Source organism: Clostridium sp. YIM B02551 (assembly GCF_022324735.1).
In the GTDB taxonomy this organism is placed as follows: domain Bacteria; phylum Bacillota; class Clostridia; order Clostridiales; family Clostridiaceae; genus Clostridium_T; species Clostridium_T paridis.
Map to the genome: position 1 here is coordinate 255,652 of NZ_JAKGTF010000003.1, position 22,032 is coordinate 277,683.

Annotated in this window: 23 protein-coding genes and 1 other annotated feature; of the genes, 6 read left to right on the forward strand and 17 right to left on the reverse strand. The window is 30.2% G+C overall.

Going from position 1 to position 22,032, the window contains the following annotated elements; all coding sequences use genetic code 11:
- Positions 1-60: 60 nt before the first annotated feature.
- Together L1S47_RS05400 and msrA are read right to left on the reverse strand one after the other, a co-directional pair.
- A complete protein-coding gene (locus L1S47_RS05400; RefSeq protein ID WP_238882445.1) occupies positions 61-1,044 on the reverse strand; it encodes a bifunctional oligoribonuclease/PAP phosphatase NrnA in 984 nt (327 codons plus the stop codon).
- 187 nt (positions 1,045-1,231) lie between these two features.
- Positions 1,232-1,708 carry a peptide-methionine (S)-S-oxide reductase MsrA gene (gene msrA, locus L1S47_RS05405; protein ID WP_202767869.1) on the reverse strand — a complete coding sequence of 159 codons (477 nt, stop codon included), beginning with the start codon at positions 1,706-1,708 and terminating at the stop codon, positions 1,232-1,234.
- 96 nt (positions 1,709-1,804) lie between these two features.
- On the opposite strand from msrA, the gene uvsE reads away from it, so the two are divergent.
- The 4 genes from uvsE (at position 1,805) to metA (ending at position 6,268) form a co-directional block, all read left to right on the forward strand.
- Positions 1,805-3,052, forward strand: a complete 1,248-nt coding sequence (uvsE, locus tag L1S47_RS05410) for a UV DNA damage repair endonuclease UvsE (RefSeq protein WP_238882446.1) — start codon at positions 1,805-1,807, stop codon at positions 3,050-3,052.
- A gap of 106 nt (positions 3,053-3,158) precedes the next feature.
- Positions 3,159-3,322: a binding site (T-box leader), on the forward strand.
- 46 nt (positions 3,323-3,368) lie between these two features.
- Positions 3,369-3,638 carry an ACT domain-containing protein gene (locus L1S47_RS05415; protein WP_202767871.1) on the forward strand — a complete coding sequence of 90 codons (270 nt, stop codon included), beginning with the start codon at positions 3,369-3,371 and terminating at the stop codon, positions 3,636-3,638.
- A gap of 96 nt (positions 3,639-3,734) precedes the next feature.
- Positions 3,735-5,090 carry a PFL family protein gene (locus tag L1S47_RS05420; RefSeq protein ID WP_202767872.1) on the forward strand — a complete coding sequence of 452 codons (1,356 nt, stop codon included), beginning with the start codon at positions 3,735-3,737 and terminating at the stop codon, positions 5,088-5,090.
- 260 nt (positions 5,091-5,350) lie between these two features.
- A complete protein-coding gene (gene metA / locus L1S47_RS05425; protein WP_238882447.1) occupies positions 5,351-6,268 on the forward strand; it encodes a homoserine O-succinyltransferase in 918 nt (305 codons plus the stop codon).
- Positions 6,269-6,310: 42 nt separating this feature from the next.
- On the opposite strand, the gene secG is transcribed toward metA, so the two are convergent.
- The 12 genes from secG to L1S47_RS05485 form a co-directional block, all read right to left on the reverse strand.
- Positions 6,311-6,541: a preprotein translocase subunit SecG gene (secG, locus tag L1S47_RS05430; protein ID WP_202767874.1), complete on the reverse strand. Its 231-nt coding sequence runs from the start codon at positions 6,539-6,541 to the stop codon at positions 6,311-6,313.
- 205 nt (positions 6,542-6,746) lie between these two features.
- Positions 6,747-8,045 (reverse strand): phosphopyruvate hydratase, encoded by a 1,299-nt coding sequence (gene eno, locus L1S47_RS05435; RefSeq protein WP_238882448.1) that lies wholly within the window; start codon positions 8,043-8,045, stop codon positions 6,747-6,749.
- A 199-nt stretch (positions 8,046-8,244) separates the two neighbouring features.
- The gene (locus L1S47_RS05440; protein WP_238882449.1) at positions 8,245-8,865 is read right to left on the reverse strand and encodes a hypothetical protein; all 621 of its coding nucleotides are present in this window, start codon (positions 8,863-8,865) and stop codon (positions 8,245-8,247) included.
- A gap of 107 nt (positions 8,866-8,972) precedes the next feature.
- Positions 8,973-10,064, reverse strand: a complete 1,092-nt coding sequence (locus tag L1S47_RS05445) for an iron-containing alcohol dehydrogenase family protein (RefSeq protein WP_238882450.1) — start codon at positions 10,062-10,064, stop codon at positions 8,973-8,975.
- Between the two features lie 268 nt (positions 10,065-10,332).
- Positions 10,333-11,244 (reverse strand): aldo/keto reductase family oxidoreductase, encoded by a 912-nt coding sequence (locus tag L1S47_RS05450; RefSeq protein ID WP_238882451.1) that lies wholly within the window; start codon positions 11,242-11,244, stop codon positions 10,333-10,335.
- 129 nt (positions 11,245-11,373) lie between these two features.
- Positions 11,374-12,120, reverse strand: coding sequence for a nickel pincer cofactor biosynthesis protein LarB (larB, locus tag L1S47_RS05455; RefSeq protein WP_238882452.1), 747 nt, complete (start codon positions 12,118-12,120; stop codon positions 11,374-11,376).
- On the reverse strand, positions 12,113-13,396 hold the full coding sequence (gene larC / locus L1S47_RS05460; RefSeq protein WP_238882508.1) for a nickel pincer cofactor biosynthesis protein LarC: 1,284 nt from the start codon (positions 13,394-13,396) through the stop codon (positions 12,113-12,115). The genes larB and larC overlap by 8 nt, the downstream gene beginning before the upstream one ends.
- A 135-nt stretch (positions 13,397-13,531) precedes the next feature.
- Positions 13,532-14,257, reverse strand: coding sequence for an energy-coupling factor ABC transporter ATP-binding protein (locus L1S47_RS05465; RefSeq protein ID WP_238882453.1), 726 nt, complete (start codon positions 14,255-14,257; stop codon positions 13,532-13,534).
- Positions 14,258-14,269: 12 nt separating this feature from the next.
- Positions 14,270-15,070, reverse strand: a complete 801-nt coding sequence (locus tag L1S47_RS05470) for an energy-coupling factor transporter transmembrane component T (RefSeq protein ID WP_238882454.1) — start codon at positions 15,068-15,070, stop codon at positions 14,270-14,272.
- The gene (gene cbiM / locus L1S47_RS05475; protein ID WP_238882455.1) at positions 15,067-16,050 is read right to left on the reverse strand and encodes a cobalt transporter CbiM; all 984 of its coding nucleotides are present in this window, start codon (positions 16,048-16,050) and stop codon (positions 15,067-15,069) included. Before cbiM ends, L1S47_RS05470 begins: the two co-directional genes overlap by 4 nt.
- A 70-nt stretch (positions 16,051-16,120) precedes the next feature.
- Positions 16,121-17,278, reverse strand: coding sequence for an aldo/keto reductase (locus tag L1S47_RS05480; protein ID WP_238882456.1), 1,158 nt, complete (start codon positions 17,276-17,278; stop codon positions 16,121-16,123).
- Positions 17,279-17,306: 28 nt separating this feature from the next.
- Positions 17,307-18,485, reverse strand: a complete 1,179-nt coding sequence (locus L1S47_RS05485) for an iron-containing alcohol dehydrogenase (RefSeq protein WP_238882457.1) — start codon at positions 18,483-18,485, stop codon at positions 17,307-17,309.
- 328 nt (positions 18,486-18,813) lie between these two features.
- Between L1S47_RS05485 and L1S47_RS05490 the strand changes: the two genes are divergently transcribed.
- Entirely contained in the window at positions 18,814-19,218 is a 405-nt protein-coding gene (locus L1S47_RS05490) for a helix-turn-helix domain-containing protein (protein ID WP_207753627.1), read from the forward strand.
- A 63-nt stretch (positions 19,219-19,281) separates the two neighbouring features.
- On the opposite strand, the gene larE is transcribed toward L1S47_RS05490, so the two are convergent.
- Positions 19,282-20,118: an ATP-dependent sacrificial sulfur transferase LarE gene (larE, locus tag L1S47_RS05495; protein WP_238882458.1), complete on the reverse strand. Its 837-nt coding sequence runs from the start codon at positions 20,116-20,118 to the stop codon at positions 19,282-19,284.
- Between the two features lie 217 nt (positions 20,119-20,335).
- Positions 20,336-20,659 (reverse strand): helix-turn-helix domain-containing protein, encoded by a 324-nt coding sequence (locus L1S47_RS05500; protein ID WP_238882459.1) that lies wholly within the window; start codon positions 20,657-20,659, stop codon positions 20,336-20,338.
- 122 nt (positions 20,660-20,781) lie between these two features.
- Here L1S47_RS05500 and L1S47_RS05505 point away from each other — a divergent pair, with 122 nt between their 5' ends.
- Entirely contained in the window at positions 20,782-21,315 is a 534-nt protein-coding gene (locus tag L1S47_RS05505; RefSeq protein ID WP_238882460.1) for a nitroreductase family protein, read from the forward strand.
- Positions 21,316-21,448: 133 nt separating this feature from the next.
- Here the strand turns inward: L1S47_RS05505 and L1S47_RS05510 are convergent, their stop codons facing one another.
- Positions 21,449-22,030 carry a protein kinase gene (locus L1S47_RS05510; RefSeq protein WP_238882461.1) on the reverse strand — a complete coding sequence of 194 codons (582 nt, stop codon included), beginning with the start codon at positions 22,028-22,030 and terminating at the stop codon, positions 21,449-21,451.
- Between the last annotated feature and the right edge of the window lie 2 nt (positions 22,031-22,032).

A 22,032-nucleotide genomic window follows, 5' to 3' on the forward strand; every position in this document is an offset into this window, starting at 1 on the left:
TGATTATATAAAATTAGTTTGTCCTAAAAACAACTTACTATTCACATAGCATATCAAAATCTATAATATATTTCTATATTCTTTAATGGATTTTAAGAATTTATTAATTATTGCATCCTCAGTACTTATTACTATATCCTTAGTTTTGTCTAGGGATATAAGTCCACCTGCCATTTCTTTATGTCCTCCGCCATTTCCTATTCCACTCAATGCATTATTTACGATTTTTCCTGCATCAAGCTCGTCCATTTCATTTCTTATAGAAAACTTATAATCTTTTTCTCTTTTACTATAAACAACTGCAAAATCTATTTCTTTAATAGATAACATGAAATCAGATATGCAAGCTAATAAGGAATCTGTACAATTTGCTCCTGCATCTGCAAAACCTATTCCTTCAAAAACTCTAATGCTCTCAATTGCATTTGAGTAAGCTGCTATTTCCTTAATCTCTAAGTTATTTCTTAATATTTTATTTAATATATTAATATTTGCTTTTTTGTATAAAAAACAATAATATTCTATATCTTTTTCTGAAGCTCCTCTACTAAGATCCAAAGTATCCATCTTAATACCGTATAATAATGCTGTAGCTACATTTATATCCATTTCTACATTATTTTCAAAATAATATTCTGCTATAATTGAAGAACATGCTCCATATTCATCTCTTATATCTTCAAAAATATACTTTTCTTCCACAAAAATTGGGTGATGATCAATACATGCTACTTTTTCACAGGAGATATCTGAAACATTTTTGTTGTTTTTCTGAGCATCAACTACGATAATTACCATATCTTTATTTAGGTTATCTATAGTATTAATATATTCAATATTTATATTTAATAGTTCTATCATCTTTTTTGTTGAATATCTCTCTATTTCTCCAGTACAATAAAAAGTTGCCTCAATTCCTTTAGATTTCAATAACTTCTTTAATGCAAACGATGAAGCTATTGCATCTGGATCCGGATTATTATGAGTTTGTATAAAAACCTCTTTATTTTTTAATTTCTCAATTAGTTTATTTAATTTACTCATTTTCCCCTCATATATCAATAAAGTATATTTTAAATATATTATATCATGCTTTTCCCATAAATTTTTCACTGACTTGCAAGACTTTTAAGTAATTTTATTGGTAAAAACCGAAAAAAGCTCCAAAACTTAATTTTACAATTAAATTTGAAGCTCAAACTTTCATAGTTTTTTATAAAAAGCCCTATAGTTACGCATTTAAATTTATATGACAATAACCACCTGGATTCTTTTTTAAATATTTTTGATGATATTCCTCTGCATCATAAAAGCATTTTAAGTCTTTTATTTCAGTTACTATTGGCTTATCATATTTTTCTTGTTCTTTATCTCTATAACTTTGGATCTCATCAAGATCACTTTTATCAATATAATATATCCCAGTTCTATATTGATGCCCTATATCAGGCCCCTGTCTGTTCTCTACTGTAGGTTCAATTATTCCAAAAAATTTCTCCAAAAGATTATTTAGGGAAAGTACCTTTTCATCATATCTTACATAGCAGGCTTCAGCATGACCTGTAGTCCCTGTACAAACCTCTTCATATGTTGGATTTTCTTTTATTCCATTCGCATATCCAACCTTCGTTTCTTTAACTCCTTCAATCCTCGAAATATATTCTTCAACTCCCCAAAAACATCCACCAGCTAAAACAATTTCTTTCAAACTTATCACCTCGTTAACATATTCTTTTTTTTATATTATGATATATATAAGTTACTTTGTAAACAATAAACTATATTGATTCTGGTAGGTGATTTTATGAATATTGGATATGCATGTATTTCATTAACTACAAATGCAAGAACAAACAGAAAATTGCTATTAAAAAATTATTCTAATGATGCCCTAAGATTAATAATAAAAGAGAATCTCTCTGATTTAATGAAAATTTTAATTAATAATAAAAAAAATAATATTTTTCTTTATAGAATTTCCTCTGATATTATTCCCCTTGCTAGTCATGATATTAATACTTTTCCATGGCAAGAAGTATTTAAGGATGAACTTTTAGAAATTGGTACATATATCAAAGAAAACAATATGAGGGTATCAATGCATCCTGGTCAGTATACTGTTATTAATTCTCCTAAAGAAGAAGTTGTAAAAAATTCTATTGCAGAACTTGAATATCACACAGATTTCCTTAATTCCTTGGGAGTAGATTATACAAATAAAATAGTGCTACATATTGGGGGAGTTTATGGTGACAAAACTTCTGCAAAAGAGAGATTTATATCAAATTTTAGAAGTTTATCAGATTCAACAAAGCAAAGACTTGTAATTGAAAATGATGAAAAAAATTTTTCGCTTGAGGATGTTTTGGATATTTCTTATAAGATTGTAATACCAGTTATTTATGATAACTTGCATAATTATTGCTATGGTAGTAACAATCTCACTCATAAAGAAATATACAAACTAGTATCAAAAACTTGGAAATGTAAAGATGGAAATATGAAAGTTCATTATTCAGAGCAGGACAAAAACAAGAAAAAAGGATCTCATTCGCAAACAATTAATCTTAAACTATTTTTAGATTATTTTAATGAGGTTAAAGAATTTAATCCTGATATAATGCTTGAAGTTAAGGATAAAGATATTTCTAGTATTAAAATAATTAACGCTCTAAATGAGCTCAATGGTATCCCTGCTTCAAAATCATTGATTTACGATGAATGGGCAAAATATAAATATTTAATTATGGCATACAACTATGATTTTTATAAAGAATGTAAGAATATTATTAAAAATAATTCTGGAATAGTTGAACTATATAATAAAATAGATTCTTGTACACAGAATCCTTTACTGGATGGAAATTTAGTTAACACCCTTGAGCATATATGGGGATACTTTAAAACTTCAGCTACTTCCCAAGAAAAAAAACATTTTTTCAAACTATTGTCCGAAAAAAATTTAATTAAATGTAAAGATTATTTATATAAGCTTTCTTATAAATATCATGAGGATTATCTATTAAATTCGTATTTTTTTAAAGAATTATAATGTTAACCAAACATCATTATTAGCATAAATTAATTAATAAAATTTTATTTTTATTTTCAAATTGACAATTTTTAATATACATTATAAAATAATCAATATAATAGAATATTAAGCGATGAAAAAGAAAAGTAACAATATTCATTCTTTTAGAGAGGTTGTGTTCGGTGTAAACAACTAGATCGATATTGTAAAAGGAGCTTTGGAGCATTAAATTTTTAAAGATGGGCTATTGCCAAAAAGGGTGGAACCGCGGATTTTTTCGTCCCTTTGTTGGTAAGGCTTTTTTTTATATATAAATTTAGAAGGAGTGGATAAAATGAAAGCAATATTAACAGTAATAGGTAAAGATAAGGTGGGCATTATAGCTGGTATAAGTAGTGAACTTCAAGCGTTAGAAATCAATATCCTTGACGTTACTCAAACTATTATGCAAGGATATTTTACAATGATCATGATGCTAGATTTAGAAAAAACCACTAAGAATTTTGAAGAAGTTAAGAACAGTTTGCTTAAAAAAGGTGAATCTTTAGGAGTAGAAGTTAAAATTCAAAGAGAAGAAATATTCAATTCTATGCACACACTATAGGGTTTTAAGTTCAACTATTAACTTATTCGTGCCTGATATCAAACAAGTATAAGTTAAGTTTCCTATAAAAAACCCTAAATAATATGGAGGTATCATATGAACGCAAATAATATATTAGAAACCATAAAAATGATAGAAGAAGAAAAATTAGATATTAGAACTATTACCATGGGTATTTCTCTTTTGGATTGTATCGACTCTGATGGAGATAAAGCTAGAGCGAAAATATATGATAAAATCACAAAATCTGCTGAAAACTTAGTTAAGGTAGGAGAACAAATTGAAAGTGAGTTTGGTATTCCAATAGTAAATAAGAGAGTTTCAGTTACTCCAATCTCTTTAATTGGTGGTGCTACAAATGAAACTAGTTATGTAAAATTTGCCGAAACCTTAGATAAAGCTGCCGCATCTTTAGGCATTGATTTTCTAGGCGGATTTTCTGCTCTTGTACATAAAGGATATACAAAAGGAGATAAGATTTTAATTAACTCTATTCCTGAAGCTTTAGCAACTACAAACAAAGTATGCTCTTCTGTTAATGTTGGTTCTACAAGATGCGGCATTAATATGGACGCTGTTAAAGAAATGGGAGAAATAATTAAAAGAACTGCTGAACTTACAAAAGATACTCAAGGGCTAGGTTGTGCTAAACTTGTAGTGTTTGCAAATGCAGTTGAAGATAATCCATTTATGGCTGGTGCTTTCCATGGTGTTGGTGAAGCTGAACGCATCATAAATGTTGGAGTAAGCGGACCTGGCGTTGTTAAAAGAGCTCTTGAGAAGGTTAAAGGAGGTAGCTTTGATCTAGTTGCTGAAACAGTAAAGAAAACTGCTTTCAAAATAACTAGAATGGGCCAATTAGTTGCTTTAGAAGCATCTGACAGATTAGGAGTACCATTCGGAATTGTGGACCTTTCTCTTGCACCAACTCCTGCAGTTGGTGACTCTGTTGCTCATATCCTTGAAGAGATGGGATTAGAAGTAGTAGGAACCCATGGTACTACTGCTGCTCTTGCTCTATTAAATGATGCAGTAAAAAAAGGCGGAGTAATGGCTTGTGGCCATGTAGGAGGCCTAAGCGGAGCTTTCATACCAGTATCTGAAGATGCAGGAATGATAGATGCAGTACTAAACGGCTCATTAAACTTAGAAAAACTTGAGGCAATGACTGCAATCTGCTCTGTTGGACTAGATATGATTGCAATTCCTGGTGATGCTTCTGCATCTACAATTTCAGCTATGATTGCTGATGAAGCAGCAATTGGAGTAATAAATAATAAAACTACTGCAGTAAGAATAATTCCTGCACCTGGTACTAAAGTTGGTGACATGGTGGAATTTGGAGGATTACTAGGTCGAGCTCCAGTAATGACTATTAACAAATACTCTTCTTTTGATTTTATTCAAAGAGGCGGAAGAATTCCTGCACCAATTCATTCATTTAAAAATTAGAGATATTTTAGATAAAAATAGCGATAGCATATTACTATCGCTATTTTTTTATTTAATAATCCCACTAAACTTGTTCTTTCCTAACATACTTCTTTTATGTATAATATATATAATGCATTAAAGAATTTACATGTCACTGTCCACCTCTTAGACGTTTCAACTAAGAGGTGGACCATAAGATGTAATATGATTTTTGCATTATATATATTAATTAAAATCCTTGCATTTTTATGCATATAACTTTAATTGGGGGTGAAAGCATGCCGTTAAAAATTCCTAGTGATTTGCCTGCTTTCAATATCTTAAGAGATGAAAATATTTTTGTAATGAGTAATTTAAGAGCTGAAACACAACAAATACGACCTCTTAAAATTGCTATTTTCAATCTAATGCCTACAAAGATTTCAACTGAAAATCAGTTACTTAGGCATTTAGCAAATACTCCACTACAGGTCGAAATTAAGTTGATCCAAACTAAAACGTACACCTCGTCTCACACATCTTCACAGCACTTAGATAAGTTTTATAATTATTTCGAAGATATAAAAGACGAAAAATTCGATGGATTAATTATTACAGGCGCTCCTATTGAGCATCTTTCTTTCGAAGAAGTGGATTATTGGGATGAACTTACAGAAATAATGGAATGGAGCAAACACAATGTTTACTCTACTCTTCATATTTGTTGGGGGGCACAAGCAGGACTATATTATCATTATGGTATTCCAAAGTACAAGCTTAAAGAAAAAATGTTTGGAGTTTTTGCACATAAAACCTGCGTTAAAAACCACGAATTATTGCGTGGTGTAGATGACATCTTTTATGCTCCTCATTCAAGACATACCGAGGTATTAAGAGAAGATATTGAAAAGGTTTATGATTTGCAAATATTAGCTGAATCTGATGAGGCTGGAGTCTTTATAGTAACTTCAAAATCCGGAAGAGATGTTTTTATTACTGGTCATTTAGAGTATGATAGAACTACCTTGCAAGATGAATACGAAAGAGATTTATCTAAAGGTCTTAATATCAAAATACCAGAAAACTATTTTCCTCATAATAATCCATCCAAAACACCTTATGTAACTTGGAGATCAGGTGCTAATATTATATTCTCAAATTGGCTAAATTATTTTGTTTATCAAAATACGCCTTATAATTTAAATGAATTAGACTAATAAAATATACAAAAAAATAACTCAGCATCTGCTGAGTTATTTCTATTTAACTAAATTTAAAATTACTGTATTTATCGCAAATAGAGCCATTGCTATTGCTGTTAATTTTGCCAACATAGCTTCTTTTGTTCTACCTTTATTTTTAGCAAAAAAGGTTTCACTTCTTCCTTGAATTAATCCACTTAATCCATCCGTTTTACCTGGTTGAAGCATTACAGAAATTATTACTGCCAATCCTAATATTGTCTCTAATATTATTAATGCTGTTTTCATCCCTAACCTCCTGATTACAACTTAATACTAAGCTATACTATTCCCAATACTTCAAAACTTAGTATAAAACACCTTTTAATATGATATCATATTTAGTAAGTTATTACAATAAGTTTATTATTTATACTTAAATTAAGTATAATATAATTAAGCCTATATCTTATTAATATTATAAGATATAGGCTTTAATATTTCTAGTTAATATCTATTGCTTTTTAATATTGAAGAAAGCATCTATTCCTCTATATTCTGCAACATCTCCTAATTCTTCTTCTATTCTAAGTAATTGATTATACTTAGCAACTCTTTCAGATCTGCAAGGAGCACCTGTCTTAATTTGGCCTGCATTTACAGCTACAACTAAATCAGCAATAGTAGTGTCTTCTGTTTCTCCACTTCTATGAGATACAACAGCTGTATAACCAGCTCTATTAGCCATTTCAATAGCATTAAGTGTTTCTGTTAATGTACCAATTTGGTTAAGTTTAATAAGAATTGAGTTTGCAACTCCCTTTTGAATTCCAGTATTTAATCTACTTGTGTTTGTAACAAATAAATCATCACCAACCAATTGAATTTTTCCACCTAATCTATCAGTAAGTATTTTCCAGCCTTCCCAATCTTCTTCTGCAACACCATCTTCTATTGAGATTATTGGATATTTTTCAACCCAATTTGCATAGAAATCAACTAACTCTGCTGCAGTTAATGATTTTCCTTCATTTTTTAATTCATACTTACCATCTTTATAGAATTCTGAAGATGCAGCATCAATTGCAATAAATACATCTTTACCTGCCTCATATCCTGCCTTTTGTATCGCTTCTAATATTACTGTAATTGCTTCTTCATTACTCTTAAGGTTTGGAGCAAATCCACCTTCATCTCCAACTCCAGTTGAGTAATTTTTTTCATTTAAAGTTGCTTTTAATGCATGATATACTTCTGAAGAAATTCTTACAGCATCACTAAATGTTGCTGCTCCAACAGGCATAATCATAAATTCTTGTAAATCAACTGAGTTATCAGCATGAGAACCTCCATTGATTATGTTCATCATAGGAACTGGAAGAACTTTTGCATTTACTCCTCCTATATATTGATAAAGTGAAAGTCCTAAATAATTAGCTGCTGCTTGAGCTACAGCAAGTGAAACTCCTAGTATTGCATTAGCGCCAAGCTTACCTTTATTTTCTGTACCATCTAATTGAATTAATACCTTATCAATATAAGTTTGATCAAAAACATTCATTCCAATTAATTCTGTAGCTATCTCTTCATTTACATTTTCAACTGCTTTAAGTACTCCTTTTCCATTATATAGAGCTTTTTCACCATCTCTTAATTCAACAGCTTCATAAATTCCTGTTGAAGCTCCTGATGGAACAGCAGCTCTACCAACAGTTCCATCCTCTAGTACTACCTCTACCTCTACTGTTGGAAAACTTCTTGAATCTAATATTTGTCTTCCTATTACGTCAACAATTTCTACATATTGTTTCATTAATTATACCCTCCTTATAAAATAACTAGCCTTATTATTATTTCTAGATAATCAATTAATAATACTAGTTTTTAGTTTTACTTAATTTATGTAACCTAAAATTTACTTGTGCTATTATTATTTTCCTTTTCTACTTACATTATACTCCATTTGTTTGATAATTTCAACCATTTGATAATAATTATCACTTGTTCTTTGATTATTTCTTATCTATTTCATTTAATAGCTTCTGTATAAACCTTAATTCATTACCCTTTTGAAAAAAATATATTCTTGAGGTAACTAAAATTCCACCTATAGTTCCTGCGATGATATCACCCATTGTATCTATTAAACTATATCTTTGAGAGTCCAATCCGAATAGCTGATCAGTTGTAAACTCATAAATTTCCCATACTCCAGCCATAGATATTGAGAAAAACAATGAAAATAATACACCTATCAATGGATTCAATCTTTTTCTATCTACTTCTTTGGTAAGTTTATAGAAAATTAAGTAACCAATATAGGCTAAAATCATTCCTGAAATCAAATGTAAAAACTTATCCCAATAATAAAATGTTTTATAGAACCCACATACTTTACCTAAAAACATAGCTAAGAAAATAAAAATAACTATTAAATTATATATAGTTTTGGGCAATTTAAATCTGCTCCTCTGTAGAAGAAACCAACTACTTAATAACACTGCTAATGCAAATAGAGTATTACCAATCTTATTTTGGTAACTAAAAAAAATTTCAACAATAATAGCTATCCCTAATAATGCTATAAAAATACTTGTTAGATTAAATAAATTATTGCTAACACTTTTCCTCAATATAACCACATCCAAAAATTAAACTCATAGTCTATAATATACGCCTTGCATAATATTAATATCCATATGAGTAAAATTTTTAGTAGAGTATAATTTTCTTAAGCCTATTATTGAAAACTTCTTTTATATATATTTAACAATTCTTCGTAAGTAATCTCTTCTGGGTGATTTGCTAACTTCCCTTTATTTTCAATCATTCCTCTAGCATATTCTTCAATTTCTAAATCAGTTAGATTTATTTGAACTTTTGTAAGTTTTCTTAATATTTCTTCAAACTTTTCATAGCTATCAATTCCTAATATCTTATGGATTTTATCAACCTTTTCCCTGTGCTTAAATACTCTTAAGTATTCCACATACAACACTCCATTTGCTAGTCCATGAGGTAGATCTTTATTGTAGGTAAGTGCATATCCCATGCCATGAGGCAATGATGTTCCAGTCTGTGCAATAAGAATTCCGCCTATTGTCGATGCAAACATTAGCTTTTCTCTAATCTTGATATCTAAATTTCCTGAAAGCAAAGAATCAATGCATTCTCCCCATATTTTCATACCAGTTTCTGCAATTGCATCTGTTAAAATATTTGCATTTTTATTTAGATATCCTTCAACCAAATGTGAAAATGCATCTACAGCAGTGTTTACTGTAATTTTCAATGGTGTTTCTAAAGTATATCTTGGGTCTAAGAATGATATTATCGGAAATATGCTCTGTCCATAATTCTTTTTTGTTTTTTCTTTATGAAGAGTAACTATAGCATACTGTGTAACTTCACTGCCAGTGCCAGAAGTTGTTGGCACTGCAATTATATCCACAGATTTAAGGTTCGGTTTTAAAAATACGTCTTCCCCACATATTGAGGTGTTTTTAACTAATATTCCTATTACCTTAGACGAATCCAGCGGAGATCCTCCTCCAATACCTATTATAAAATCAATTTTTTCTTTTCTTCCTAGTTCCCCTGCTTTTTCAATGGTCTCTAATGAAGGATTTTCCTCAATATCATCAAAAATAATATATTCAATTGAAGCTCTGTTTAATGCTTCTTCAACATCTTTTAAAGAACCATTTTTCTTAGATGATCCCCTACCTGTAACTATCAAAGCCTTTTTACCTAGGTTTATAAACTCCTTATAATTTTCTTGGATCACATTTTCCCCTGAAAATATCTTAGTTGGCATATAAAAACTGTTCATTCAGAATTCTCCTTTGCTATTTATTAATTATAGTATATAAAAAATCGTCAAGGCGATTATGCGCCGTCGATTTTTTACTCGCATCTGCCTTTCCAAACGCATGTGAGGAAAAACTGGCAGGCGACTAATTCTTTTTGTTACTCTTTAGTGGTATCCATTGAATCCTTAGATTATAATTCAAACTTATAAATTTATCAGCAACCTTAAAATATTATAAATTTCTAAAGAGTAACAAAAGCGGATTCCTTAGAATCCGCCTTTAAAGCTTTTATGGTAGTTCATTACCTGCTGCTCTATAAATTTCATACCATTCTTCTCTTAATAATGAAACATTTGAAGCGTTGCAAATATCTCTTAATCTATCTTTATTAGTTGTTCCAACAATTGTTTGAATTTTGGCTGGATGTCTTAAAATCCACGCAACTGCAAGTGCAGAAGTTGATATATTCTTTTCTGCTGCAATTCTATCTAATACTTTATTTAGTTCAGGGAACTTATCATTGTTTAAGAAAACCCCTTCAAAGAATCCATATTGGAATGGTGACCAAGCTTGAATTGTAATATCCTTTAATCTAGAATACTCAAGAACACTTCCATCACGATCTATTGCGCCTGGAAATTTTGTATTTACATTAATTCCAGAATCAATCATTCCAGTGTTAGTAATACTAAGTTGTAATTGATTTATTATAAGTTTGTGCTCTGTATATTTTTGAAGTAATTCTATTTGCATTGGATTATGGTTACTTACACCAAAGTTTTTTACTTTTCCGCTCTTATATAATTCATTAAAAGCTTCTGCTACTTCTTCTGGCTCCATTAATGTATCCGGTCTATGAAGTAGTAATGTATCAACATAATCAGTTTTTAGACGTTTTAAACTTGCATCTACAGATGATAAAATATGTTCCTTTGAAAAATCATAAAATCCTTTTCTAATACTGCACTTTGTTTGAATTTTTATTTTATCTCTTAGGGCTGGAGTAAGTGCCTCACCAAAAAGTTCTTCACTCTTTCCTCCTCCATAAATATCAGCATGATCAAAGAAATCAATTCCACATTCAACAGCTGTATCAATAAGATCCTTAACTTCATCTACTGAAAATTTATTTATTCTCATACAACCTAGTACTATTTCTGATGCCATAAGTCCGCTATTACCTAAATTAATTTGTTTCATTTTATTACCCTCCAACTTTTATTTATATTATTTATTATTTTCTTAATGCATTATATATATATCGATTACAATTATATCTTTATATCACCTCCTCAAAGTTCTCATAAATTCTAAAACAGTGATATAAATTTACAATTTATTGATGATGCTAGCATTATAAGCTGCTCCAAATCCATTGTCGATATTAACTACACTAACACCGCTGGCACAGCTATTTAGCATTGATAAAAGCGCTGATAGTCCACCAAAGTTTGCTCCATAACCAACACTTGTAGGAACTGCAATAACTGGTTTGTTTACAAGACCGCCTATTACACTAGCTAGAGCCCCTTCCATTCCAGCAACTACTATTACTACTTTTGCACCTCTAATTATATCTAACCTAGAAAAAAGTCTATGAATCCCTGCAACACCTACATCAGTAATTTTCTCCACTCTATTTCCAAGTATTTTAGCAGTTTCCATAGCCTCTTCAACTACAGGTAAATCTGATGTTCCTGCTGAAACTATAGCAATATAACTACCTGTAACATCCTGATCCTTTTTTCTAATAGTTATTGTTCTTCCTAGAGAGTTATACTCAGCATCATTACATAGTTCTTTTACTGCTAAGTACATCTCATATGAAGCTCTAGTTCCTAATATATTGTTATCTTTTGTTAGCATAAACTTTACTATGTCTCTTACTTGTTCTACCGTTTTTCCCTCACAATAGATGACTTCTGGATAGCCTACCCTAAGCTCTCTATGATTATCTATCTTTGCAAAACCTAACTCCTTAAATGGTAAGTCCTCTAGCTTTCCTAGGGCATCTTCTACATCTATTTTATTGTTTTTTACTGATTCCAATAATTCCTTTATATCTTCTTTATTCATTACCATTCTCCTGAAGCATTTTATTAACTTCTTTATAAACTTTTTCTATTGGTATATTATTTTCTATTGCTATATTTCTGCAGTCTTCATATTCCGCCTTATACTTAACTAATTCTCCTTTATAGAAAGATTTTTTAATAGTTACCTCTCCATATTTAGTTTTAACTTTAGAAAATTCTCTGTTTAACATTATTTTTTCAACTTTATATTTTCTTACTCCTATGGATGTACTTTCTTTAAAAATTACATCTAGCACTTCTTTTTCACAGTTATTGTTAACTAATATACTTAACTTTATAGCTGGTCTTCCCTTTTTCATAAATATAGGTGTTTTATAAACATCTAAAGCTCCTTTTTCAAAAAGCTTTTCCTCAATATATCCATATAATTCTGGATTCATATCATCAATATTTGTTTCTATAATGTACTGTTCCTGTATTTCTTCACTCTCTTCCTTTACACCTAAATAAACTCTTAATATATTTGGTATATCTAAGTCTCTATGTCCAATTCCATACCCAATTTTCTCTACTGAAAAATCTATTTTATCAGTAAATTCTTTAACGTTAGCTGCTAAAATTGCTGCTCCAGTTGGAGTCGTTGTTTCAAATTGCACTATTCCCGTATTCATTGGAATATTCTTCAGTATTTCTGCTGTTGCTGGTGCAGGTACTGGCATTAAACCATGTGCACATTTAACAAATCCACCACCTACTTGAACAGTAGATGCCATTATTTTATCTACTTTTAAATAGTCTATAGCTATGGCTGCCCCTACAATATCTACTATTGAATCAGTAGCCCCTACCTCGTGAAAATGCACTTCATCAAGAGATTTTCCATGAACTTTAGCTTCAGCTACCGCTACTTTCATAAACATTTCTATACTCATTTTTTTAATATTATTATCTAAGGTACTAGAGTTTATTATTTCTTCAATATCTTTTAAATTTCTATGTTGGTGTTCATGGGCTATTTTATTAATATGTTCATGATTGTGATCATGTGTATGCCCATGTTCGTGAATATGGCTGTGATTATGCTGTTCTTCTAAGTGCTCATGATGTGTATGTTCATTTTTAAGTATTACATCAACTCTTGTTCCTGTTATTCCTTTTTTTGCCGAAGTTTCAAATTTTATTTCATACTCTGAATCCAATCCTAATTTTGAAATCTCTTTAATTAAATATTCTCTTGGGACTCCTAAATCTATCAAAGCGGCTAAATTCATATCCCCACTTATTCCGCAAAAACAATCATAGTATAATACTCTCATATTTATCTCTCCATTACTTTCTTTTTTAAAAACCCTATATAGGGTTTTAAGTTCAACTAATAATTTATTCATGCCCGAAAATATCCAGAAACCGACATTTTCAAACAAGAATAAATTATGTTTCCTATAAAAACCCTATATTATGTTATATTCCTTTAAAAATTCTTCATCCTCTATAATGTTATAATATTTATCATCTCTTATAATTTTATGATTCTCTGAAAATACAATTGCTCTTTCAAACACTCCATCAACATATTGAAAATCGTGAGTTGCACAAATTATTGTTTTTCCACTCTTATTTAGTGCAATTAATAAATCTCTTAGGAATCTTTTACCTTTTGGATCTATTCCACTCATAGGCTCATCTAATGTTAATATTTCTGGGTTTAAGGCTAAAACACTTGCAATAGCAACTCTCTTTTTCTCTCCACCGCTTAAATTATATGGGTGCTCATCTTTTATTTTTTCTATATTAAGCATTTTAAGACAATCATTTACTCTCTTATTAATTTCATCTTCTCTTAATCCCATTTGAATGGGACCAAAGGCTATCTCCTCAAATACTGTTGAGCAAAAAAGCTGGGTATCTGAATTTTGAAAAACAAAACCAACTCTTTTATGAAATAACTTCAAAAATTTATTATCTTTCAGTTTATTTTCATTAATTTCAGTTCCATCAAAAATATACTTACCTTCACTTGGAGATATAATTCCATTCATTAACTTCAAAAAAGTTGATTTTCCACTTCCATTAGGACCTATTATGGCTATTGATTCTCCTTCTTTTATATGAATGTTAATATCCTCAAGAGCTTGTTTACTTTTGTAAGTAAATGAAGCATGCTCTAGTTTTATCATTTATTAATCTCCTTAACTTGTTATAAATTCAAATATAAAAACAGTAAATAATAATATATTTATTATTATATAGATATAATCAAATTTTCCCAAGTTAAATTTTATAGGGGTGTTATATTCACCTATGAAGCCTCTGCATTCCATTGCATAGGACATTTCTTCACTCATCTTGTAGGATTTAAGAAATAGATTCCCAATAATTTTTGAAATGGAATTATATTTATCATTATTAATTCCAACTGATCTAAGTTTAAATGCATATAGTAAATTAATTGAATACTCACCTAGAAGTACAATATATTTAATTGTTATCTCCAAAATCCATATAAATATATCCGGTATAAATAATAATTTTAATGACTTACTAATTTCACTCCATCTAGTATTATGAGACAGTAAATTCATTATGACTATTGTAGTTACAATCTTTTGACAAAGTAATAAACTATTATATATATTTCCATATAGCATAGATGGTATTAATGCAACTAATGTCATGAGTGGAAAAATCATACTTGAAAGTAATATTCTTTTTCTTTCTTTACTATCCATAAGAAATAGAGTTATTAATATATATACATCAAATATAGATAAAAATATAAAACTTCTTGTTATTGATATCAAAATCACACTTAATATTGAGGCAATAACCTTAACTGTAGGATTTATTGAGTATATTATTTCATCCTTATTCTTATTTTGTCTTATTATAGCTATAATCCTAATTAGTGAGAAAATACTTTTTTCTATATATGAATTTTTTTCATCTTTTGGCACGTAACTATCTTTTACTAAAAGCCATTCTTCTATCATTCTTCACCTTTCGTGTGTCTTCTTAAATTTATTTTCGAAATAATCTTAAACAGAATTACGATTAGTATTACCCCAGCTAAGGCTGATAATATATATCCTATATTTTCTTTTATTCCACTTACACCATAGCCTTGCATTGGTGCATTAAAATTAACTCCTTGTTCCATCCCTTTTGGTGTAAAACCAAGTGTCTTACTTATCTCACTTGTATCCCATTCTCCCCAAGCCGTTCCAGATGCCAATAATCCTAAAGGGGTTGCTAAAATAATCACTAAAGCTATTACAAATATCCCTTTTATCTTACTAACACTCCCTTTGTATATTACTTCTGGAGAAACCTTCCTCACATAACTATACACTCCGGCTGTAATTATTCCTTCCAAAACCCCAACCACTAATAAATGAGGAATAGTCATAGCTGGTATAGAAACATTTAATCCATAAGGGCTATATAATGGCAATCCGCTTCCATCCTTAAACAAAAGTGGTTGTACTCCAAATTCTATTGCGGCAAATAAGGCTGCAACATTAACTGATATATATCCACTAGCAAGAGCTCCAATATACTCCGCTTTCTTTCCTGGAATTACTTTTTTTATAAAATTAAAAATATAATATGCTGTAAAAGGCATTATAAATGCCATATTAAAACAGTTTACCCCTAGTGCCAGTACTCCTCCATCACCAAAGAACAACGCTTGTATTACAAGTGAAATAGTTACGGCAATTACCGCACTATATGGTCCAAGTAATATAGCTGCCAATGCTCCACCAACTGCATGTCCAGTCGTTCCACCTGGTAGAGGTATATTAAACATCATAGTCAAAAATGAGAATGCTGCTGAAATCCCAAGTAAAGGCATTTTTTGTCTTGTTACTTCCTTTTTAATCTTAATGCTAGCCCTTCTCCATATTGGAATCATTGCTGCACCAAATGTAGCACAAGTTGATGGACTTAAATAATTATCTGGTATATGCACTAGTGAACACTCCTTTAAATTCAAATACAAATATTGCCATAAAAGCAAAAGCTTTTATGACAATATAAACTTATGCAAATAATGCAGTTACATTCTTTAATTCTTGACGAATTTTAATTGATTGTGGACAATGGCTTTCACATTTACCGCATTCAACACAATTTATTGCTCTTTCCTCTGGTTTAACTGAACTATATCTAGCTTTTAGTTCTTTTTCAGTACCTGGAGTAACAAATAAACTATATTCGTTATAATAAGTGAAGTTCTTAGGTATATTTACGCCTTTTGGACATGGCATACAATATTCACATGCAGTACAATTAACCTTCACTCTTTCTTTATATACATTTTTAACTTTATCCATTATTTCTAACTCTTTTTCTGATAAAGAGTTTGGAGCTGCATCACTAGCAGTTCTTATATTTTCATTGATATTATCCATATCGTTCATTCCACTTAATACCACTGAAACTTCTGGGTGATTCCATACCCATCTTAAAGCCCATTCAGCTGGTGACCTTTTAACTTCATATTCATCGAATGCTTTCATTGCTTCTTCTGGTAGATTTTTAACTATCTTTCCACCTCTAAGTGGCTCCATTATAGCTACTCCTAATCCTTTACTAGCTGCATATTGTAGGCCTTCTTTACCTGCTTGATAATTTTCATCTAGATAGTTATATTGTATTTGGCAGAATGACCAATCATAATAATCAACTATACCTTTAAATACTTCTAGTTTATCATGGAAAGAAAATCCTGCATATCGTATTCTACCATCTTTTATAGCAGAATCTAAAAATTCATCTATACCTAATTTTTTTAGATTTTCCCATACACCTTCATTAAGGGCATGAACTAAGTAGAAATCTATTCTATCAGTTTGTAGACGCTCTAATTGAGCATTTAAATATTTATCCATATCTTCTCTAGTTTTTATTAACCAACTAGGAAGCTTTGTTGCTAGGTTTACCTTTTCTCTATATCCATCTTTAAGCGCTCTTCCTACAAAAGGCTCACTCTCTCCACCATTTCCCATTCCAGTACCGTGGTATGGGAATGCTGTATCAATATAATTAACTCCATTATCTATTGCATGACGTATCATTTCAGTAGCTTTTTCTTCGTCTATTTTAGTACTGTCTCCATTAATAATAGGAAGTCTCATACACCCAAATCCAAGTTCTGATACTTTTTCATTTGTTTTTCCATATGTTCTGTATAACAAAGTAATTCCCCCTCAAAAGTTATATTTCTTACTTATATGCTTTTAGCATAATTTCTATGGTCTCTTCAATTGATAATTTATATGGATCTAATTCAAATAGTCCTCCCATTGTTTCTCGGGCATTTAGGGCTAGACTAGGAATTTCTTCTTTAGTAATATTATAACTTGACATTTTCAATTCTCTTACACCGCAATCTTCTTGTAACTTAACTAAAGCTTTTACAAAGGCCATAGGTCTTTCTTTTTCATTTATTGAATTAACATCAACACCCATAGCTCTCGCCATGTTTACAAATCTTTCAGGAGATCTTTCCGCAAAAAATGTGTAATATGCCTCTGAAAGCATAATAAGTCCAGCTCCATGAGGAAGTTCCGGATGATTAGCACTTAGTGCATGTTCCATTGAATGTTCTGATGTACAGCTTGATGTAGATTCTACTAAACCAGAAAGAGTATTTGCCAGAGCAACTTGTGTTCTAGCTTCTAAATCACTTCCATCCTTAACAGCCTTAGAAAGATATTTTGCTATTAATTCAATGCTTTTAAGTGCATATGCATCACTAATAGGTGTAGCAATATTAGCTATATATCCTTCAGTTGAATGAAAAAGCGCATCAAATCCTTGATAAGCTGTAAGATTTGGTGGAACTGTAAGCATAAGCTCCGGATCTACTACTGATAGTGTAGGAAATGTATGTTCATTTCCAAAACCTATTTTTTCTTTAGTATCCTCCTTCGTTATAACTGTCCAAGGGTCTGCTTCAGTACCTGTTCCTGCAGTTGTTGTAATTGCAACAATAGGAAGTACATCTTCTTTAACAGGTAATCCTTTTCCTGAACCTCCCACAATATAATCCCAGTAGTCTCCAGGATTATTCACCATAACTGCTATGCTTTTTGCAGAGTCTATACTACTTCCTCCACCAAGTCCTATTATGAAATCACAGTTTTCCTTTTTAGCTAGATCTGCCCCTTCCATAACATGACTCTTTATAGGATTAGGTAAAATCTTATCAAATAAAACATATTCAATTTTCTTCTCAGTAAGGATATTTTCCAGCCTGTTTAAATAGCCATACTTTTTTACTGAGTTCCCTCCTGTGGTAACAATTAATGCCTTTTTTCCAGGCAAGTTCTCATTTAAAAGTTCATTTAATTTGCCTGCACCAAATAAAACTTTTGTTGGTATATGATAATTAAAATTCATCACAAAACCTCCTATTAATTAGCAAAAGTATATATATATAGTATATCATTTGGAATTTTTCCTACAAGACTGTACTTTATTGAAACATAGTATCCAATATGATACCGTGCTTCAGATGTTATAGGTTTTTTATTGGAAACCTAATTTATTCTTACATAAATAAGTTATTAATTGAAATTAAAGCCCTTAAACTTGCTAATTCATCTTAACTCCTATAAAATAGTTTTGATATTATATTTGTAGTATAATAATTTTAGTATAAAATGACTTTAGATATTATAAGGCTTTAAGATACAATAAAATTCATACTATTCTAGGAGGATACTTCATGGAAGAAAAAATAACTAAGTTGAAGGAAGCTACTTGTGAGATTGAAGTAACATTTGAAGTAATTGGTGGAAAATGGAAACCACTCATATTATGGTATTTAGGTGAAATTAACACTTTGCGTTTTGGACAACTAAAACATTTAATACCTGATATTACACATAAAATACTTACAAAACAATTAAGGGATCTTGAAGAAAATGGATTAATAGAACGAAAAGTTTATCCAGAAATTCCGCCTAAAGTAGAATATTCAATTACTGAAAATGGCAAAGAAGTTTTACCTATTCTTGAAATGATGTGCGATTGGGCTTATAAAAACAATTATTTTAATTATGATTTAAAATATGATTTATGCGGTGAAAATATAAAAAATACTTTATCATTATATGCCAATGATATTTAAAGCTCTATAAAATAGAAAGATGTTAATAACAGCTTATATCAGCTATTATTAACATCTTTTTTGCTATTTCTTTAAAACTAATTTTTTTTCATTTTCAGAAAGAACTTCATTCATACTTCCTGTTCTATATCCTAACATATCTAGTGTTACATATGTGAAACCAATATTCTTAAATTCATTACCTATGTTATCCATAACTTCTATACTAAAGAACTTTTCTCTCTCAGAAGGATCTACTTCTATTCTTGCTATTTCTCCATGATGTCTAACTCTAACTTGTGTTATGCCCATATCAAGCAGGAATTGCTCAGCCTTCTCAACCATCTTCAATTTATCTATAGTAATCTTGTTTCCATAGGGAAATCTTGAAGATAAACATGCAAAAGATGGTTTATTCCATGTAGGTAACAGAAGCTCTTTTGATAAATCTCGTATATCCTTTTTTGTAAGGTTAGCAAGCTTAAGCGGACTTACTACTTCAAGCTCTTTCGCTGCTTGCATTCCTGGTCTAAAATCTCCAGTATCATCAAGATTAGAACCATCAAAAACAAATTCTACTCCATTTTCTGAAGCTACCTCACCAATCTTAGTAAATAATTCTTTTTTACAATAATAACATCTATTTTTAGGATTACTTGCAAAGCCTTCTATATCCAATTCTTCTGAAGAAATTATAATATGCTTTACACCCATGTCCTTTGCATACTTTATAGCTTCATTTAATTCTCTTTCAGGGTAAGTTGATGAAGTCGCAGTAACTGCTACTAATTTATCTCCTAAAACTTCATGCGCTACCTTCATAAGAAAGGTACTATCAACACCTCCTGAAAAAGCTATTGCAGCGCTGCCATGTTCTTTTATTATATTTTTGAGCAATTCATATTTTTCTTTAAGTAGCATATTTTCTCCTCCTAATTTATATATGTATGGCTTGTCTATATTATAGGGTTTTAAGTTCAACTATTAACTTATTTATGTAAGTATAAGTTAAGTTTCCTATCAAAAACTCTATACATATCTATAGTATAATTAGAGTCAATTATCTATACAAGAATGCACTTTATTGAAATATAGTATCCTAAATGATACTGTATTAAATCTTTACTTACCCTTTAGGTTAACACCACTTTTTTCCCCATATATTCATCTCATTAATTATATTTCTTAAGTCTTGTCCCTTCTCAGTCAATGAATATTCTACTGCTGGAGGGATAGTAGGATAAACCTTCCTTTGTACTACTCCACATTGTTCTAATTCTCTAAGTCTTAATGTTAATGTTTTAGGACTTATGTTATGCAGAGATTTCCTTAGTTCACCAAATCTTTTTGTCCCATCAAAAAGGTTTTTAATTACTAAAAATGACCACTTTCCATCTAAAACATTCAAAGCTTTTTCCACGCAACATATTGTATTATCATTGTTTTTAATTTCATCTCTCACACTAATTCACTCCTATAGTTCCTTTTAGGTAATCATATGTCATAAATGTAACCACTTCCAATTTTATAGTTATGGTGTTATACTTGTCAACATGAGAAATAATTTAATTGGAGGAATTTCAAATGAGTTTTTTTGAATTAGCTAAAATAAGATATTCCGTAAGAAAATACGAGTCCAAAAGCGTAGAGGAAGAGAAGCTAACAAAAATATTAGAGGCTGGTAGAATTGCTCCTACAGCTGCTAACTTTCAACCTCAACGTTTAATCGTAGTTCAAAAAGAAGAAGGACTAACCAAACTAAAGAAAAGTGCAGATATTAAAGGTGCACCTTTAGCCATAATTATATGCTCAGACCACAATACTTCTTGGAAGAGAAGATATGATAATAAAGATACTGCTGACATAGATGCAAGTATAGTTACAACACACATGATGTTACAAGCTACTGAGCTAGGTTTAGGTTCAGTATGGATCTGTCATTTTGAACCTAATATTCTAAGAGAAGAGTTTAAGTTACCAGATAATTTTGAGCCAATTAACATTTTAGCTATTGGATATGCATCACCTGAAGAAGATGCTTCTCAAAATGCTTCTCCAGATAGACATGATACTAGGAGAAAACCCTTATCTGAAACTGTATTCTTTGAAACTCTTTAGTGGTATCCATTGAATCCTTAGGTTACAATTCAAACTTAAAATTCTATCCACAACCTTTAAATATTATTAATTCCTAAAGAGTTAATAAAAAGGACTGTAAAAATACCTCATGTGTATTTTTACAGTCCTTTATTTAGTTCAACTTAAAATATTTCTTGAATTTATCCATCCATTCCTTAGCAACTCTGGTGTCTGTCTTTTTTAGGTTCTCCACAAAGACTTCTAAAACATCTAACTTTTCTAATCCCTTCATTAGATGTCTTGGATATGATTTTTTTCTACTATAGCTATTTTTAGGATCAATAATTTTTATATTACCTTTTCCATCCACATAAACATCTCTGCATCTAATATCTAATTTTGTAAACTGCAATTTTTTAAATTCTTTTATAACCTTATATAATTCTTTAGTTAATTCTTTAGTTAATCCATTCTCTTTTATATATTTATCTAATCTAACACCTTCAACCAATTCACGAATTATATACTTATCTCCATGTTTTATTATCTTGGGAAAATATTTGGAGCCCTTTGCTCTCTTGAAAACTTGTGCCTCTTTTAAGCATATTTTTTTATCATAAAATATTTTAATTATTTTTTTCCCTGGTAATAAATAAACAATTCCATTATGTCCTCTTCCTAAATATTCTCCCTCTTTAAGTAAATTTTCTACCTCATCATCAAGTTCCAAACTAACATCATACTTTTTATCCATAA

Coding starts and splice junctions, on each gene's coding strand:
- L1S47_RS05400 (WP_238882445.1), bottom strand. CDS start 1,044: ATGAGTAAATTAAATAAACTAATTGAGAAATTAAAAAATAAAGAGGTT.
- uvsE (WP_238882446.1), top strand. CDS start 1,805: ATGAATATTGGATATGCATGTATTTCATTAACTACAAATGCAAGAACA.
- L1S47_RS05415 (WP_202767871.1), top strand. CDS start 3,369: ATGAAAGCAATATTAACAGTAATAGGTAAAGATAAGGTGGGCATTATA.
- L1S47_RS05420 (WP_202767872.1), top strand. CDS start 3,735: ATGAACGCAAATAATATATTAGAAACCATAAAAATGATAGAAGAAGAA.
- metA (WP_238882447.1), top strand. CDS start 5,351: ATGCCGTTAAAAATTCCTAGTGATTTGCCTGCTTTCAATATCTTAAGA.
- secG (WP_202767874.1), bottom strand. CDS start 6,541: ATGAAAACAGCATTAATAATATTAGAGACAATATTAGGATTGGCAGTA.
- eno (WP_238882448.1), bottom strand. CDS start 8,045: ATGAAACAATATGTAGAAATTGTTGACGTAATAGGAAGACAAATATTA.
- L1S47_RS05445 (WP_238882450.1), bottom strand. CDS start 10,064: ATGAACAGTTTTTATATGCCAACTAAGATATTTTCAGGGGAAAATGTG.
- L1S47_RS05450 (WP_238882451.1), bottom strand. CDS start 11,244: ATGAAACAAATTAATTTAGGTAATAGCGGACTTATGGCATCAGAAATA.
- larB (WP_238882452.1), bottom strand. CDS start 12,120: ATGAATAAAGAAGATATAAAGGAATTATTGGAATCAGTAAAAAACAAT.
- larC (WP_238882508.1), bottom strand. CDS start 13,396: ATGAGAGTATTATACTATGATTGTTTTTGCGGAATAAGTGGGGATATG.
- L1S47_RS05465 (WP_238882453.1), bottom strand. CDS start 14,257: ATGATAAAACTAGAGCATGCTTCATTTACTTACAAAAGTAAACAAGCT.
- L1S47_RS05470 (WP_238882454.1), bottom strand. CDS start 15,070: ATGATAGAAGAATGGCTTTTAGTAAAAGATAGTTACGTGCCAAAAGAT.
- L1S47_RS05485 (WP_238882457.1), bottom strand. CDS start 18,485: ATGAATTTTAATTATCATATACCAACAAAAGTTTTATTTGGTGCAGGC.
- L1S47_RS05490 (WP_207753627.1), top strand. CDS start 18,814: ATGGAAGAAAAAATAACTAAGTTGAAGGAAGCTACTTGTGAGATTGAA.
- larE (WP_238882458.1), bottom strand. CDS start 20,118: ATGCTACTTAAAGAAAAATATGAATTGCTCAAAAATATAATAAAAGAA.
- L1S47_RS05505 (WP_238882460.1), top strand. CDS start 20,782: ATGAGTTTTTTTGAATTAGCTAAAATAAGATATTCCGTAAGAAAATAC.
- L1S47_RS05510 (WP_238882461.1), bottom strand. CDS start 22,030: ATGGATAAAAAGTATGATGTTAGTTTGGAACTTGATGATGAGGTAGAA.